The organism is Klebsiella sp. KE9456 (assembly GCF_043832615.1).
Taxonomy (GTDB): Bacteria; Pseudomonadota; Gammaproteobacteria; order Enterobacterales; family Enterobacteriaceae; genus Klebsiella; species Klebsiella indica.
In genome coordinates this window covers 122,424-138,187 of sequence record NZ_JBDYQK010000006.1, presented here as the reverse complement: position 1 = coordinate 138,187, position 15,764 = coordinate 122,424, and the positions used below count along the sequence as shown (strand labels likewise).

The 15,764-nt window shown below is 51.3% G+C and carries 16 protein-coding genes; 9 read left to right on the top strand and 7 right to left on the bottom strand.

What is annotated here, in order from left to right; translation table 11 throughout:
- Positions 1-80 precede the first annotated feature (80 nt).
- The gene (tusE, locus tag ABK821_RS08115) at positions 81-410 is read left to right on the top strand and encodes a sulfurtransferase TusE (RefSeq protein ID WP_343178276.1); all 330 of its coding nucleotides are present in this window, start codon (positions 81-83) and stop codon (positions 408-410) included.
- On the opposite strand, the gene yccX is transcribed toward tusE, so the two are convergent.
- Genes yccX through ABK821_RS08100 form a run of 3 tightly spaced genes read right to left on the bottom strand, consistent with a single transcriptional unit; the run spans position 407 to position 2,100 of the window.
- On the bottom strand, positions 407-688 hold the full coding sequence (gene yccX, locus ABK821_RS08110; protein ID WP_138360513.1) for an acylphosphatase: 282 nt from the start codon (positions 686-688) through the stop codon (positions 407-409). The genes tusE and yccX overlap by 4 nt on opposite strands.
- A gap of 51 nt (positions 689-739) precedes the next feature.
- Positions 740-1,528 carry a helix-turn-helix transcriptional regulator gene (locus tag ABK821_RS08105; RefSeq protein WP_138360512.1) on the bottom strand — a complete coding sequence of 263 codons (789 nt, stop codon included), beginning with the start codon at positions 1,526-1,528 and terminating at the stop codon, positions 740-742.
- Positions 1,529-1,545: 17 nt separating this feature from the next.
- Complete coding sequence (locus tag ABK821_RS08100; RefSeq protein ID WP_138360532.1) at positions 1,546-2,100, bottom strand: YbhB/YbcL family Raf kinase inhibitor-like protein; 555 nt, start codon at positions 2,098-2,100, stop codon at positions 1,546-1,548.
- Positions 2,101-2,288: 188 nt separating this feature from the next.
- Between ABK821_RS08100 and rlmI the strand changes: the two genes are divergently transcribed.
- On the top strand, positions 2,289-3,491 hold the full coding sequence (rlmI, locus tag ABK821_RS08095) for a 23S rRNA (cytosine(1962)-C(5))-methyltransferase RlmI (RefSeq protein ID WP_138360511.1): 1,203 nt from the start codon (positions 2,289-2,291) through the stop codon (positions 3,489-3,491).
- Positions 3,492-3,667: 176 nt separating this feature from the next.
- Positions 3,668-3,985, top strand: coding sequence for a heat shock protein HspQ (hspQ, locus tag ABK821_RS08090; RefSeq protein WP_138360510.1), 318 nt, complete (start codon positions 3,668-3,670; stop codon positions 3,983-3,985).
- 293 nt (positions 3,986-4,278) lie between these two features.
- Here the strand turns inward: hspQ and ABK821_RS08085 are convergent, their stop codons facing one another.
- Entirely contained in the window at positions 4,279-4,692 is a 414-nt protein-coding gene (locus tag ABK821_RS08085; protein WP_138360509.1) for a CoA-binding protein, read from the bottom strand.
- 154 nt (positions 4,693-4,846) lie between these two features.
- Here ABK821_RS08085 and mgsA point away from each other — a divergent pair, with 154 nt between their 5' ends.
- A complete protein-coding gene (mgsA, locus tag ABK821_RS08080) occupies positions 4,847-5,305 on the top strand; it encodes a methylglyoxal synthase (protein ID WP_138360508.1) in 459 nt (152 codons plus the stop codon).
- A 28-nt stretch (positions 5,306-5,333) separates the two neighbouring features.
- Here mgsA and helD read toward each other — a convergent pair whose 3' ends face one another.
- Entirely contained in the window at positions 5,334-7,388 is a 2,055-nt protein-coding gene (gene helD / locus ABK821_RS08075) for a DNA helicase IV (RefSeq protein WP_138360507.1), read from the bottom strand.
- Between the two features lie 122 nt (positions 7,389-7,510).
- Here helD and ABK821_RS08070 point away from each other — a divergent pair, with 122 nt between their 5' ends.
- Positions 7,511-7,957 (top strand): YccF domain-containing protein, encoded by a 447-nt coding sequence (locus tag ABK821_RS08070; RefSeq protein WP_138360506.1) that lies wholly within the window; start codon positions 7,511-7,513, stop codon positions 7,955-7,957.
- Positions 7,958-7,974: 17 nt separating this feature from the next.
- Positions 7,975-10,110, top strand: a complete 2,136-nt coding sequence (yccS, locus tag ABK821_RS08065) for a YccS family putative transporter (protein WP_395033914.1) — start codon at positions 7,975-7,977, stop codon at positions 10,108-10,110.
- Here yccS and ABK821_RS08060 read toward each other — a convergent pair.
- Positions 10,086-10,721, bottom strand: coding sequence for a TfoX/Sxy family DNA transformation protein (locus ABK821_RS08060; RefSeq protein ID WP_138360504.1), 636 nt, complete (start codon positions 10,719-10,721; stop codon positions 10,086-10,088). The two genes, yccS and ABK821_RS08060, sit on opposite strands and share 25 nt — an antisense overlap.
- 554 nt (positions 10,722-11,275) lie before the next feature.
- On the opposite strand from ABK821_RS08060, the gene sulA reads away from it, so the two are divergent.
- Both sulA and ompA read left to right on the top strand, forming a co-directional pair.
- On the top strand, positions 11,276-11,785 hold the full coding sequence (gene sulA / locus ABK821_RS08055; RefSeq protein ID WP_138360503.1) for an SOS-induced cell division inhibitor SulA: 510 nt from the start codon (positions 11,276-11,278) through the stop codon (positions 11,783-11,785).
- A gap of 362 nt (positions 11,786-12,147) precedes the next feature.
- Entirely contained in the window at positions 12,148-13,218 is a 1,071-nt protein-coding gene (gene ompA / locus ABK821_RS08050; RefSeq protein WP_138360502.1) for a porin OmpA, read from the top strand.
- 98 nt (positions 13,219-13,316) lie between these two features.
- On the opposite strand, the gene matP is transcribed toward ompA, so the two are convergent.
- Positions 13,317-13,769, bottom strand: a complete 453-nt coding sequence (matP, locus tag ABK821_RS08045; protein WP_138360501.1) for a macrodomain Ter protein MatP — start codon at positions 13,767-13,769, stop codon at positions 13,317-13,319.
- Positions 13,770-13,953: 184 nt separating this feature from the next.
- Here matP and ABK821_RS08040 point away from each other — a divergent pair, with 184 nt between their 5' ends.
- A complete protein-coding gene (locus ABK821_RS08040; protein WP_395033913.1) occupies positions 13,954-15,711 on the top strand; it encodes an AAA family ATPase in 1,758 nt (585 codons plus the stop codon).
- The last annotated feature ends 53 nt before the right edge of the window (positions 15,712-15,764 follow it).

Below are 15,764 nucleotides of genomic sequence, written 5' to 3'. Positions count from 1 at the left end.
GACTGTTCCGAGGCCCTGCTTATGCAGGGCCTTATTTTTTGCTACACTGCCGCGAGTAGTTTCAGCGGTATATGAAAATTATGTTTATCTTTGAAGGCAATGAAATCGAGACCGATAACGAAGGTTATCTGAAGGATACGACCCAGTGGAGTGAAGCGATGGCGGCAGTTATCGCTGAACAGGAGGGCATCACTCTGTCCGTTGAGCACTGGGAAGTGGTGCGCTTTGTGCGTAACTTTTATCTGGAATTCAATACGTCGCCGGCCATTCGCATGCTGGTGAAGGCCATGGCGAACACGTTCGGCGAAGAGAAAGGCAACAGCCGTTATCTCTACCGCCTGTTCCCGAAAGGCCCGGCTAAGCAGGCGACAAAAATCGCCGGCCTGCCTAAACCGGTCAAGTGCATCTAATACAGAATGGCGAATTTTTGCCACTCTCTGGTGGGCTGATGGGGTTCAGTGAGAACCTTGTCAACCCGCGCGCTACGGGGCCCGCCTGCTTTCAACCAGGCAATCAGCTGTGCCACTTTCTCCGCCTCGCCACAGGCAAGAACCTCCACACCACCGTCGTCAAGATTGCGCGCGTACCCCGTTAGCCCGAGCTGTAGCGCCTCACGCTGAGTTGAGTAACGAAACCCGACGCCCTGAACAGAACCGTATACCCACGCCATAGTACAGACAGTCGTCATTCTCACTCTCCTTTCCGGCTAATGACATAATGCTGAGGATAGCAAATACTTTCAGCGTACATGTTTTGGCAATAATCCATAATGCTGACGAAAACGTGCACTAAAGCGCGATCCGGAGAGATAGCCGCTGTTTTGCGCAATTTCGCCGATCGGCCTTGACGTCGACTGCAGTTGTCCCAAAGCATAGGCCATACGCACCTCTTCCACTATCTGGCGGAAACTGCGGGATTCCTGCCGTAAACGGCGGCGAAGGGTTGATTCGCCAACAAACAGCATCTTAGCCACTTTCGCAACACTCCACGACTCGCCGGGTGACAGCATAATAATTTGCCTTACCTGACCGGTTAAATCTTCATGCCGTTCTTTGAGAAGCGGCCATGCGTAACCCGCCTGGTACAGCGCCAATAGCAATCCCATCGCCTGATGATGCTGTAACTCTGCGGAAACCTCTTCACGCACGGCCTGCAAAACACTCTGCCACATAAACGCCAGTTCAGAAGCCAGTGGTGCGCAGAGCGAGGTCAGACGCCCGCCCTGCGGCTCGTTCATATAGCGAGCCTTAAAATCAGCTAACAATTCCGGGGTTAATAACAACAGCTCGGAGCAAAATAGTCCATTCTCCGGCTGGTTAATAACGTCAAGTTCAACCCCTGACGGCAAAATTATTAGCTGCTGCGGCGTAGCCAGCATCTGACTGACTCCCTGCACAATCACCTTACTGCCGCGAGTTACCCGACATAGCGCAGGAGAAAAAAGCGTAACACGGTGCAGCTTATATAAACGCCGGGAGGTAATTTCCGTCGCCGTTAAAGCCTTATGGTGAAAATGAATGTTCCGCATCAGACCGCCTTGTTAATTTATCGTCCAGCAATGGCGGTTAACTGCGCGCTGGCGATTGCATGGCTATGCAACATAAAACCGACTAACGCCCCGCCGGACCCGGTATCAATGGGCAATGTTGCCGTATCAAGCGCCCACACTGTAAAGCGGTAACGATGAGGTTTATCTCCAGCAGGCGGACAAGGGCCGCCAAAACCCGCATAGCCAAAGTCATTACGCCCTTGTACCGCCCCGGCAGGCAGTTTAGCGTTATCTTTGTCCCCGGCGCCAGCGGCTAAACGGGTTACCTGCCTGGCAATATTCACCACCGTCCAGTGCCACCAGCCGCTGCCGGTCGGCGCGTCCGGATCATAAACGGTTACCGCAAAGCTGCGAGTATCAGCGGGCGCATTTTTCCATGCAATTTGCGGTGAAATATTACCACCGCTACAGCCGAATCCGCTAAACCAGTGCGTCAGGGCCAGAGGCTCGCCATCGCGCATATCCGTGCTGCTGATGCTAAATGGCGCAGCAGTCGCCGTACTGCTTATGATCGCCATCATCGCGACAGCTAATTTCAATCCTGTTTTCATCATATTTCCTCCGTTGGGTGAGAAAATACGGTAAGATCCCGGCGTGATTTTTATTATGCCAAAGCGCCTGCATTTTGTGCCGAAACGCTCACCTGTCAATGCCGATGGAATAGTGCTTGCCTCAGCCACTTGTGCTAACCTACGCGCCATTTTTTCGGTGCCGACATCCGTTACTTAAAGGTAGCTCCATGACAGATTCCATATTCCCCCGCTTAGTGTTAACTAAAGGACGCGAGAAATCCCTGCTGCGTCGCCATCCGTGGATTTTCTCCGGCGCCGTCGCGCGGATGGAAGGCAAAGCCCATGCCGGAGAAACTATCGATATCGTTGATTCTCAAGGGAAATGGCTGGCCCGCGGCGCGTACTCCCCTTCCTCGCAGATCCGCGCCCGCGTCTGGAGTTTTGACCGCAGCGAAGACATTGATAACGCCTTTTTTGAGCGACGCCTGCAGCAGGCGCAAATCTGGCGCCAGTGGCTGGCGACCCGTGACGGCCTTGACAGCTATCGTCTGATCGCCGGTGAATCCGATGGTCTTCCAGGCGTCACCATCGACCGTTTTGGTGACTTTTTTGTTTTGCAGTTACTGAGCGCCGGTGCGGAATACCAGCGTGCGCCGATTATCAGCGCACTACAAAAGCTGTTCCCGAACGGCTCAATCTACGATCGCAGCGATGTCGCCGTGCGTAAAAAAGAGGGGCTGGCGCTGACGCAGGGACCGATAGTCGGCGAACTGCCGCCAGCTTTGCTGCCGATTACCGAACACGGAATGCAACTGCTGGTAGATATTCAGGGCGGGCACAAAACCGGCTACTACCTCGACCAGCGGGACAGCCGCCTGGCAACTCGCCGCTACGTTGCGGATAAACGCGTGCTGAACTGCTTCTCCTATACCGGCGGTTTTGCCATCTCCGCACTGATGGGCGGCTGCCGCCAGGTTGTGAGTGTCGATACGTCTCAGGAAGCCCTGGACGTCGCAAAACAGAATGTTATGCTGAATAAACTCGATCTGGCAAAAGCAGAGTTCGTCCGCGACGATGTATTCAAGCTACTGCGTAAATATCGCGATTCCGGCGAGAAATTCGACGTTATTGTGATGGACCCACCAAAATTCGTTGAAAACAAAAGCCAACTGATGGGGGCCTGTCGCGGCTATAAAGATATCAATATGCTGGCGATCCAGCTTTTGAACCCTGGCGGCGTGTTGCTGACGTTTTCCTGCTCCGGCCTGATGACCAGTGATTTATTTCAGAAAATCATTGCCGATGCCGCAATTGATGCCGGACGTGATGTACAATTTATAGAACAGTTCCGCCAGGCCGCCGATCATCCGGTGATTGCAACCTACCCGGAAGGGCTGTATCTGAAAGGATTTGCCTGTCGCATCATGTAACTTGAAAAGTGGAGAATCGGCCCGCATATATACCCCAACTGATTCAAGCCGCAGGACAAAACGTTGTTGGCCCTGAAGGGGAGCGCTCAGGGATGAGCCAGGTAATCCTGACCAATACACGTACTGCTTGAAGTATGACAGGTATAGCAGGGAATAATATCTCCCGGGAGGCGCTTATGATAGCCAGCAAATTCGGTATCGGCCAACAAGTTCGCCACACGCTTCTGGGCTACCTGGGCGTGGTAGTTGATGTTGATCCAGAGTACTCGCTCACGGAGCCGGAAGAAGATGAAATCGCCGCTAATGATAAACTGCGCATGGCACCCTGGTATCATGTGGTGATGGAAGATGATCTCGGTCGGCCGGTTCACACATACCTCGCGGAAGCACAGCTAAGCAGCGAATCCCGCGATGAACATCCGGAACAACCCTCAATGGATGAACTGGCAAGAACGATTCGCCAGCAGCTTCTGGCGCCAGCGCTGCGTAATTAATTTTAACACCGCGCGAATAGCCATATCTGGCTGATAAAAAAATCTCCCAACCCTGCATCCATGATGAAATAATGCCGGATGAAACAACCGACCTTCGACATATTAGCTTGCCCGACGGAGTTTTATTGGTCGACTCCGCGACAGTCTCCAGACATATCGGTTCTGGGTAAAAGCGTTGCCCCCAGGCCCGGGCTGATTTTCTCTGAACAAGCAGACGACGCCATAAAGTTATAGCGCCGCAGTTTAAGATGCGATCAACGGTTCCTGAACCGCCCTATATGACGGGATTTAGTCTATTTAGCCAGCCCCAAACGCGGGATCTCAATTGCCGGACAACGATCCATTACCACGTTAAGTCCCGCATCCCGGGCCAGGACAGCAGCCTGTTCATTGATCACCCCCAGTTGTAACCATAGCGTTTTCGCGCCGATAGCCACCGCCTCCTGCGCGACGCCCCATGCGGCTTCTGAATGACGAAAAACATCCACCATGTCGACTTTTTCCTCCACCTCTGCCAGCGTGGCGTAACCCTTTTGCCCCAGCAACGAGGTTCCCGCCACCTTCGGGGAGACGGGAATAACGTGATATCCTTGTTCCAGAAGATACTTCATCACCCGATAGCTTGGGCGATCGGGTTTGTCACTCGCTCCGACCAGGGCGATAGTTTTCGTTGAGGTCAGAATGCCTGCAATATCGTTCTCTTTCATCTTCATCCTCCAGCTATTTAGCCCAAGTGTATGCTAATCCGGATAAACCAGCATGGGTCCTGCCCGGCAGATGCGTCAAATTTTTTCATCCCGACACTTGCAGCAGCAGTCACTTCCAGTAATCTGTCTACAGGCTAAAATGTGGAAAGAAATAATGGAACTCACAACACGTACCTTGCCAGCGCGCAAACATATTGCGCTGGTTGCTCACGATCACTGCAAAGAGATGCTGATGAAATGGGTTGAGCGCCACCAGCAACTGCTGGCTCAACATACCCTATCAGCAACGGGAACGACTGGTAATCTGGTTTCACGTGCTACCGGGCTGGAAGTTCGCGCCATGCTGAGCGGCCCAATGGGCGGCGACCAGCAGGTAGGCGCGCTGATATCAGAAGGAAAGATCGATGTATTGATTTTCTTCTGGGATCCGTTAAATGCGGTCCCTCACGACCCGGATGTTAAAGCTCTATTGCGTCTGGCAACGGTATGGAATATTCCGGTTGCCACGAATGCTTCTACAGCCGACTTTATTATCCAGTCTCCGGGCTTCAACGATTCTGTTGATATTTTGATCCCTGATTATCAGCGCTACCTCGCCGAGCGTCTGAAATAACCCACGCTGGCGGCAAAGCCGCCAGTCATTATGGTTTTCTCGCCACAGGCACATCGAGCGCCGCTAACATGTCAACAAACGGTGACGGTTGTTCTTTGTTAAACAATAGCCACACGCGTAAGCGAGCACGAGTGAGAGCAACATATAACAAACGTCGCTCTTCAGCATCGGGAAAATCCTCTGGTTGCGGTAATAATGCCTGCTCCATAATTGACTCCCGTGCCGGTGCCGGAAACCCATCATCCCCATCCTGAAGCCCCAAAATGATGACGTAATCTGCCTGCTGCCCTTTACTGGCATGGATCGTCATAAAATCGAGCTGCAGGTGCGGCCAGCGCGTGGCGGCTTTATCCAACGCCGCCGGTTTCAAATGATGGTAACGAGCCAGCAGTAAAATCCTCTGTTCCTGTTTTACATAACCACTCATCTTATCAAGCAGGTCATCAAGCTTGTTTTCCGCCAGCAGCGTTACCGCTTTTTTATCCCCGGCAACCAGACTGTTTAGCGGTTTCGTCAACTGATGGGGATTTTGCTGGATAAATCCGTTCGCTACCTCGCCTATCCGACGGTTAAATCGGTAGGTGGTATCCAGCGCACAGCAATCCCCTTCGCCAAAATAGTGATTAAAAGCAGTAGTCAGGGAGAGCTGAGCCCCACTAAAACGATAGATAGCCTGCCAGTCATCGCCAACGGCAAATAACGTGGTCTGACTATTTTGTCGGCGTAACGCAGCAAGTAAGGCGGCCCGCAGGGGAGAGATGTCCTGGAACTCGTCAACCAGAATATGCTTCCACGGACTGACAAACCGCCCTTTATCAAGAATATTAATCGCCTGATGAATCAGGCCGGAAAAATCGACGGCATTTTCATCCTTTAACGCCGTTTTCCACGTTTTAAGCAATGGCGCCATCAGCTTCACGCGCTTGCTAAAAAGGTCGCGCACCTCCTCCGGGGCGCCCGCGATCATCTCCGCCTGCGAGCCGCCATGCATACGCATCAGGCTAACCCAACGATCAAGACGACTGGCGATCCTGCGCTGTAGCTTTTGATCCTGCCAGAAAGCGCCTTCCGGGATTTGCCAGTTCATTTCTTCTTCCAGCCACAGACGCCACCCTTTAGCCTGTGCTTTCTTCTCCTGGCATTGCTGCTGCCAGCTCTGTACTAACAGTTTCTGTCGCGCGCCGCTGTCGCTCTCCAGCTTGCTAATTGTCGGAACCTTTTTACTCCCTTGCTGAATAATCTGCAGAGCCAGAGCATGAAACGTCCGCGCGGAAATTTCGTCTGTCCCCAGGCGTTCGCGGATACGTTCATCCATCTCCTGCGCCGCCTGGCGACCAAATGCCAGTAGCATGATCTGCTCAGGAGCCGCTTCTCCCCGCATCAATAGCCAGCCCGCGCGCGCAACTAAAACCGAGGTTTTACCACTTCCGGCACCGGCAAGGACTAACACTGAAGGTTCGCCATTCACTACTGCACGCGCCTGAGCAGGATTCAGCGGCGATGACTCCACACCGGCAAAAAAACCTCGATATTGTTCCAGCATTGATTCGGTAAATGACTGGTTATGAATGAGTCTGGCCTTTTCCGTATCGCTCAACCAACTCTGGCATTGCCGCCACAGCTCCCGACAGTTATCAAAAGTATCAAGGCGGCGTGTCGGCACCGGTAATCCACTGATAGCATGGCGTATTTTACTCTGAATACCTGAAACCTGCTCACGCGTCAGCCATTTACCATCAGCGCTGGAACGCGCCACCTCCGCCAGTTGCTGGCGAAGTACATCAGCGGCAATTTCGCTCATTTCCTTGCTCCACTGCTGCCAGAGCGTATTCATGTGGTGATAAAATCGTTGGGTTTCGTTCCATTCGGTGCCATGCAAACGCACAACTTTATCGTCGGGAAGGACAAATTCCAGCTCGCCCCATACCAGCCCGCGTTTACAATTGACAGACAATAACTGATTGAAAGGTATAAGATACTCATGGTTATCACCGGAAATCTTTACCCCGGCATTAAGCAGTTGCACCCGGTCATAAGGATGCTGCGCCATGCGTTTGCCCAATGTTGTCGCTTTAAGTTCCATATAATGTCGAATTTCAATCAGATTGGATGTTTTTAAGTTTAACCGCCAGCGACCGGGTGCTCCAGCGCAAAAAACGCTACAATGGTCGGGTCTTATTATCCACGGAATGAAACAGAGGGTTTATGCGTACCGTTCTGAATATTTTAAACTTTATCCTTGGCGGTTTCGCCACCACCCTCGGCTGGCTACTGGCAACGCTGGTCAGCATCGTGCTCATCTTTACGCTGCCGCTCACTCGCTCATGCTGGGAAATAACCAAACTTTCCCTGATTCCTTACGGGAATGAAGCCATTCATGTTGATGAACTTGATCCCCAGGGGAAAAATAACCTGCTAAACGCGGGAGGGACGCTGCTGAATATTGTATGGTTTATTTTCTTTGGCTGGTGGCTATGCCTGATGCATATTTTCTGTGGCATCACGCAGTGCCTGACGATCATCGGTATCCCTGTCGGGATCGCGAATTTTAAAATCGCAGCGATTGCTCTGTGGCCTGTGGGTCGCCGCGTGGTCTCTGTTGAAACCGCCCGTGCCGCACGTGAAGCCAATGCCCGTCGTCGATTTAAGTAATTGAATGGAACTCCGAAATGCTTAGCCCCCTGCTACGCCGCTACACCTGGAACAGCGCCTGGTTATATAACATCAGGATCTTTATTGCACTCTGCGGTACGACCGCATTCCCATGGTGGCTTGGCGAAGTAAAACTGACCATCCCTTTAACCCTCGGCGTGGTTGCTGCTGCGCTGACCGACCTTGATGACCGACTGACAGGACGCCTGCGGAATCTGGCTATTACCCTCGTGTGCTTCTTTATTGCTTCAGCGTCCGTGGAGCTTCTCTTTCCCTGGCCCTGGCTATTTGCACCAGGGTTAACGGCTTCAACGATCGGCTTTATTTTGCTTGGCGGACTGGGGCAGCGCTACGCAACGATCGCCTTTGGCGCTTTGTTAATCGCCATCTATACCATGTTGGGAGTGACCCTCTACAGTCAGTGGTACCTTCAGCCGTTGTTTTTGCTGGCGGGCGCAGTCTGGTATAATTTACTCACACTCGCCGGACATCTTATCTTCCCCATCCGTCCCTTGCAGGACAACCTCGCCCGTAGTTATGAGCAACTGGCCCACTATCTGGAACTCAAGTCACGCCTGTTCGATCCCGATATTGAAGATGAAAGCCAGGCTCCGCTATATGATCTGGCGATAGCCAACGGGCAGTTAGTCACCACGCTAAATATGACGAAAACCTCGCTACTGACGCGCCTGCGCGGCGATCGCGGTCAACGAGGAACTCGCCGTACCTTACAGTACTACTTCGTGGCGCAGGATATTCATGAGCGTGCCAGCTCATCGCATATTCAATACCAGACCCTGCGCGATCACTTCCGCTATAGCGATGTCATGTTCCGTTTCCAGCGGATGTTATCCATGCAAGCGCAGGCGTGCCAGAAGCTATCACGCGCTATTCTCTTACGTGAACCTTATCAGCATGATGCTCACTTTGAACGCGCATTTATGCATCTTGATGCCGCTCTCGATCGCGTCCGGGCTAGCGGAGCACCAGAAGAACAAGTCAAGGCTCTGGGCTTTTTGCTCAATAATCTGCGGGCTATTGATGCACAACTGGCAACCATTGAGTCCTCCCAAACGATCGTTCAGCCCGGCGCCAGTACAGAAAATCTGCTGGCAGACGATCAACCTAATGGGTTTAGTGATATCTGGCTGCGGTTACGCAGTAATATGTCCCCGGAGTCTGCCCTGTTTCGTCATGCGGTTCGGATGTCATTCGTGCTGTGCACGGGTTACGCTTTTATCCAGCTTACCGGCCTGAACCATGGCTACTGGATATTATTGACCAGTTTGTTTGTTTGCCAGCCAAACTATAACGCCACTCGCCACCGGCTGGCGCTCAGGATAATCGGTACCCTGATTGGCGTGGCGATAGGCCTGCCAGTACTTCTGCTTGTCCCGTCCATTGAAGGCCAGTTGCTGTTGATTGTTTTGACCGGCGTGCTGTTCTTTGCTTTCCGTAATGTACAATACGCCCACGCGACAATGTTCATCACGCTGCTGGTCCTGCTGTGCTTTAACCTACTGGGGGAAGGCTTTGAAGTTGCCCTACCGCGTATAGTGGACACGCTTATCGGCTGCGCCATCGCCTGGGCGGCCGTCAGCTTCATTTGGCCCGACTGGAAATTCCGCAATTTGCCACGCGTGCTTGAGCAGGCAATTAACGCCAACTGCCGGTATCTGGATGCTATTCTTGAGCAATATCACCAGGGACGGGATAATCGCCTTGCCTATCGTATCGCGCGACGAGCTGCGCACAACCGGGATGGTGAGCTGGCATCGGTAATATCAAATTTATCCACCGAACCGAGAGCGGACGCCGCAATGCGAGAAATCGCCTTTCGTTTATTGTGCCTGAATCATACATTTACCAGTTATATTTCGGCTCTCGGCGCCCATCGAGAAAAACTGACAACGCCAGATATGCTGGCGCTACTGGATGATGCCGTTTGTTATGTTGATGATGCTTTGCATCACACTCCCGCCGATGAGTACCGAGTCCAGCAAGCTTTGGCAAACCTGCAGACTCGGATCCAACATATCGAACCTCGCGCCGACAGCAAAGAATCTTTAGTACTTCAGCAGATCGGTTTACTTCTGGCATTACTGCCTGAAATCTGTCGGCTACGGCATCAGGTCAAAGTACAAACTGAGTAAATATCCCGCTTGCGCTGATGTTTGGTCGCCCACTCCTTAAGCTCCTGTCGACGCTGTACAGGGAGTGCGGCGACATGCACGCCCGCAACCGCGCCTTCTAACGAATAAAGCACTTTAACCGTCAGCGCTTTATTCGTTTTTAGCAGTTTCAGCCAGGCTTCTTTCGCGCCAATCTCACGTAGCGTTTGCTCATCCGTTATACCGACATTAATCAACTGTAGTTCCATATGGAAACTAATATTTGGCAAGTTTTTTAATCTTCCTGAATTGCGCAATTGTTGCTTTTCATTCCGCGCTGTCTGCAATGAAAAAGCCGACAGTTGGTACAGCATTTCTTTATCATCCCAAAGCGCTTCGTTTATATGATAATATTTTAGCGCAGTTAGCCGACCATTCTTCCGGATGACCAAAAGCGGGCTCTTATGTTCAACACGGTACTCAACGCTCTGCTCACAGACCCGAAGATAGATTTCGCCCTCCGTCATCATGGCAAAAACCGTATTATCTATCGACAAACTATAGCCGCCAAATAAAGGCCGACAACTTATTATCCCAAGAGGGGATAAGCACTCCCTGAACTGATGTATCCTTTGAGACGAAGTTTTCTTCATGATTATTCCCTTATTAATCATGTAAATATATATATCCCTTCAAATCGTTTCTTTGTTGTTTGCACGTTACCCGATCACATCCTTATCTGTGCTTCCGAAGAGTGTGTTGCTCGCGGTCACGATGCATCCCGAATGATTCTGCGTATAGCAGTAAAATTTGATTAACGAATCCATTAATCAAGAAAATAAGTGACTTTTCTCTGTGCAGCAACAGGAATCCTGTATTCATCTTAACCAGATTACTTTTTTGCGAGATGCTTTCAGGAAATTTCCTGCTGATGATGCCTCTCTCAGGCAAACGTCGCTCTTTTATTAATATAAATAACAAAAATGAGCAGGATATTCAGCAGCAGAATCGAGAATAACATCACTCAACGTACAATATTAGCAACGATGAATTCACATTCAACAACTGTGGACATCACATTGTAACGGGCACTCAGTCGTCACGACATGAAGCGCAAATTTTGCACAGCAGAACAAAAATAAGGTTGATCTTTTCACCATCCGCATATACTGTATATGCATACAGTAACCCACAGGCGGGATAGACTATGTTTACTTCAGCGCACGCAAATCGTTTACCACTGACTTCTACTACCGTATGTCGTCGTTCTCATGACGCTGTCGAACAACCCGCTAACGGGCTGATCAGTGAAATAGTCTATCGCGAAGATCAACCCATGATGACGCAACTACTCTTGCTTCCTTTATTACAGCAGCTTGGGCAACAATCGCGCTGGCAACTCTGGCTAACGCCCCGGCAAAAGCTAAGCCGTGAATGGGTACAGTCCTCCGGTTTGCCGCTATCAAAGGTTATGCAGATCAGCCAACTATCGCCTCATAACGCACTTGAATCCATGATTCGGGCACTGCGTACCGGGAATTACAGTGTGGTCATTGGCTGGCTGTCAGACGAACTTAGCATTGAAGAGCACGAGCAACTGGTTGCCGCTGCAGAAGAAGGGCACGCCATGGGGTTCATCATGCGTCCAGTCAGTAATAACAGCCAGCCGGAGAGACAATTTTCTGGGTTAAAAATTCACTCAAATCTATATCATTAAGTTAATTTAGGATTAATCCTGGAACTTTTTTTATCCTGGCACGAGGCTTGCTTTTTTGATTTACGTTTTTGTTAAAATGCCTGTCTGATGCGGTCTCGCGACACTTTTTGTTTGATTAAATTCAACCTTATTTATTAAACATTACCTACACAACCCTTTTTTTTCATATGCCTGACGGAGTTCACACTTGTAAGTTTCTAACTAAGTTGTAGACTTTACATCGCCAGGGGTGATCGGCTGACGCTGCATGTATTGGCATGTATCAGCATAGTTAACAACAAGTCATGCCCCGGGTGAAGGATTTAACCGTGAGGTCTTTTGTACTTTCATGGCGAATTTTGGATGATAATGAGGCGCAAAAAATGAAAAAGACAGCTATCGCGATTGCAGTGGCACTGGCTGGCTTCGCTACCGTAGCGCAGGCCGCTCCGAAAGATAACACCTGGTATGCAGGTGCTAAGCTGGGCTGGTCCCAGTATCACGACACCGGTTTTTACGGTAACGGTTTCCAGGGCAATAACGGCCCGACCCATAACAGCCAGCTGGGTGCTGGTGCGTTTGGTGGTTACCAGGTTAACCCGTACCTCGGTTTCGAAATGGGTTATGACTGGCTGGGCCGCATGGAATACAAAGGCAGCGTTGATAACGGTGCTTTCAAAGCTCAGGGCGTTCAACTGACCGCTAAACTGGGTTACCCGATCACTGACGATCTGGATATCTACACCCGTCTGGGTGGTATGGTCTGGCGCGCTGACGCCAAAGGCAACTACGCGTCTACCGGTGTTTCTCGTAACGAACATGATACTGGCGTTTCCCCGGTATTCGCTGGCGGCTTAGAGTGGGCCGTTACCCGTGATATCGCAACGCGTCTGGAATACCAGTGGGTTAACAACATCGGCGACGCTGGTACCGTTGGTGCCCGTCCTGATAACGGCATGCTGAGCCTTGGCGTTTCCTACCGCTTCGGTCAGGATGATGTTGCTCCGGTCGTAGCTCCGGCTCCGGCTCCAGCGCCTGAAGTAACCACCAAGCACTTCACCCTGAAGTCTGACGTACTGTTCAACTTCAACAAAGCAACGCTGAAACCAGAAGGCCAGCAGGCTCTGGATCAGCTGTACACCCAGCTGAGCAACATGGATCCGAAAGACGGTGCTGCAGTGGTTCTGGGTTATACCGACCGTATCGGTTCTGATGCCTACAACCAGAAACTGTCTGAGAAACGTGCTCAGTCCGTTGTTGATTACCTGGTTTCTAAAGGTATCCCGGCTAGCAAAATCTCCGCCCGCGGTATGGGTGAAGCCAATCCAGTTACTGGCAACACCTGTGACAACGTGAAAGCACGTGCAGCGCTGATTGACTGCCTGGCTCCGGATCGTCGTGTAGAGATCGAAGTTAAAGGTTATAAAGAAGTCGTAACTCAGCCGCAGGCTTAAGTTATACTGTCAAAAAACCCCGCTGATGCGGGGTTTTTTTTACGTTAATACAAGTATCAGCGCCAAAGAACAATGAGCCCGGCGCCCGCTCTATAACATCACTCTTTGCCTAACAGCCGTTGCAGATCATGCTTCAGACTGGACATTGTGCTGGCATACTTCTCTTTATGTTCAGCATCTTCAATCAGTTGCACAATTGTTTCCGACAAAGTCTTACCCCGCCTTTGCGCAAGGCCAGCAAGACGCTGCCAGACCATAAACTCCAGGTCTATAGATTTTTTACGCGTATGCTGATGCTCCGCATTAAAATGACGCTTGCGTCGGGCGCGAATGGTCTGCTTCATGCGGTTGACTAACGCAGGACTCATATGCTGCTCAATCCAGGTATTCACCTGCACGGGTTCATTTTCGAGCGTCAGTAATACATCGACCGCAGCTTGTGCAGCGCTGGCTTCAATGTAACGGGTAATAAGTTCACCTTCCCGGTGTTTTTTTACCAGATATGCCCATTTCCAGCCGCTTTCAAGATTTTCCAGTTGTTGATATTTCATTGCGATCTCAATGTGACCGTGTAACTCGTTTCAGGATATCAGCTTTTTCTTGATGTGCTGAGAATAAATCATCTTTCGTGAAGTGGGTAGGTTCGTTATCACCGTGACAATCGCGATCCCCCGTGTGCTCAGGCGCTGCATAATGTATAATCGCCGGTTTTACATCTGACTAAAAACAGCGATTTTGACCATTACGAAACTTACCCGAAAAGACCTTGCACCTGATACGGAAAGTTATCAGGCGCTGTTTGCACAAACCGACCTGGCGCAAGCGGAGACATCCCTCAGCGGTGAACTGCAACCTCGTTTATTCTATGCCCTGGAGCAACTTCTGGTCACTCCAGCCATTTCATCGTTTATGTTGGTTAAAGCCCCGGAAGAGCCAGAATATCTGCAGTGGTTAGTGGACGAAACCCGAACTTTACATCATCCGTCAGACGCACTTTATGGTGTGCGCTATCAGGTTGACGGCGGCAGAATAACACTTACTCCGCCGCAAACGGCGGAAGATAACTTTGCAAGCAGCGGAACGGTCGAATCCGCAGACTGGATTGAATCGGAGCAGCTCTTTGGCTGCGTACGCCAGTTTAACGGTGAAATCACGCTACAACCCGGTCTGGTTCATCGTGCCAATGGCGGTGTATTGATTCTCTCCCTGCGTGCACTGCTGGCACAGCCGCTGTTATGGATGCGGCTAAAAAATATGATTGCCCGTCAACGCTTTGACTGGCTGTCAAACAATGAATCCCGCCCCCTTCCGGCGAGCATTCCCTCCATGCCGCTTAATCTGAAAGTTATTCTGGTTGGCGAGCGGGAATCACTTGCTGACTTCCAGGAGATGGAACCCGAACTTTCTGCCCAGGCTATCTACAGCGAGTATGAAGACAACCTGCAAATCGACGATGAAGCGATCCTGAAGCAGTGGTGCCAATGGGTCTGGCAAAACGCCCGACATCTCGAACTCCCGGGCCTTGAGGCCGACGCCTGGCCGTTACTGATTCAGGAAGGCGCCCGCTATACAGGGGATCAGGAAAGCCTGCCCCTGTGTCTGCTCTGGGTGGCTCGCCAGCTTCGGGAGGCAGCCGCCTTCTGTGAAGGTAAAACGATCACCGCCGAAGAGATGCAAACCATGCTGGAACGTCGTTTGTGGCGCGAAGGCTATCTCGCACAGCGGATCCTGGACGAGATCCTGCAAGAGCAAATATTGATCGAGACCGAAGGTGAACGCATAGGACAAATCAACGCGCTGTCCGTTATTGAATTCCCTGGCCATCCACGTGCATTTGGCGAGCCTTCGCGTATTAGCTGCGTCGTGCATATCGGTGACGGCGAATTTATTGACGTTGAGCGTAAGGCCGAGCTGGGCGGCAACATCCACGCTAAAGGTATGATGATCATGCAGGCGTTTCTGATGTCCGAACTGGAACTGGAGCAACAGATTCCGTTCACCGCCTCATTGACCTTCGAGCAATCCTACAGCGAGGTGGACGGCGATAGCGCCTCCATGGCGGAACTGTGTGCATTAATCAGCGCCCTGGCCAGTGTGCCGATTAACCAGAGTATCGCCATTACCGGCTCAGTCGACCAGTTTGGTCGCGTACAGCCAGTGGGCGGGCTCAATGAAAAAATTGAAGGCTTCTTTGCTATTTGCCAGCAACGTGGGCTGACAGGTAAACAGGGCGTCATTATTCCTTCTGCCAATGTGCGTCATCTCAGCCTGGCGCAGGAGCTGCAGCAAGCCGTAGAAGATGAACAATTCTTCATCTGGGCAGTTGATGATGTGACTGAAGCATTACCCATCCTGACCCAGTTGCTCTGGGACGGTGAAGGACAAACTTTACGGCAAACCATTCAGGAACGTATTGCGCAGGCGACCCAGCAAGAGAATCGTCATCGCTTTCCGTGGCCGCTACGCTGGTTATGCGGTTCAGGTTCGAACTGATCGGACTTGTTCAGCGTACACGTGTTAGCTATCCTGCGTCCCGAACTCAAAAT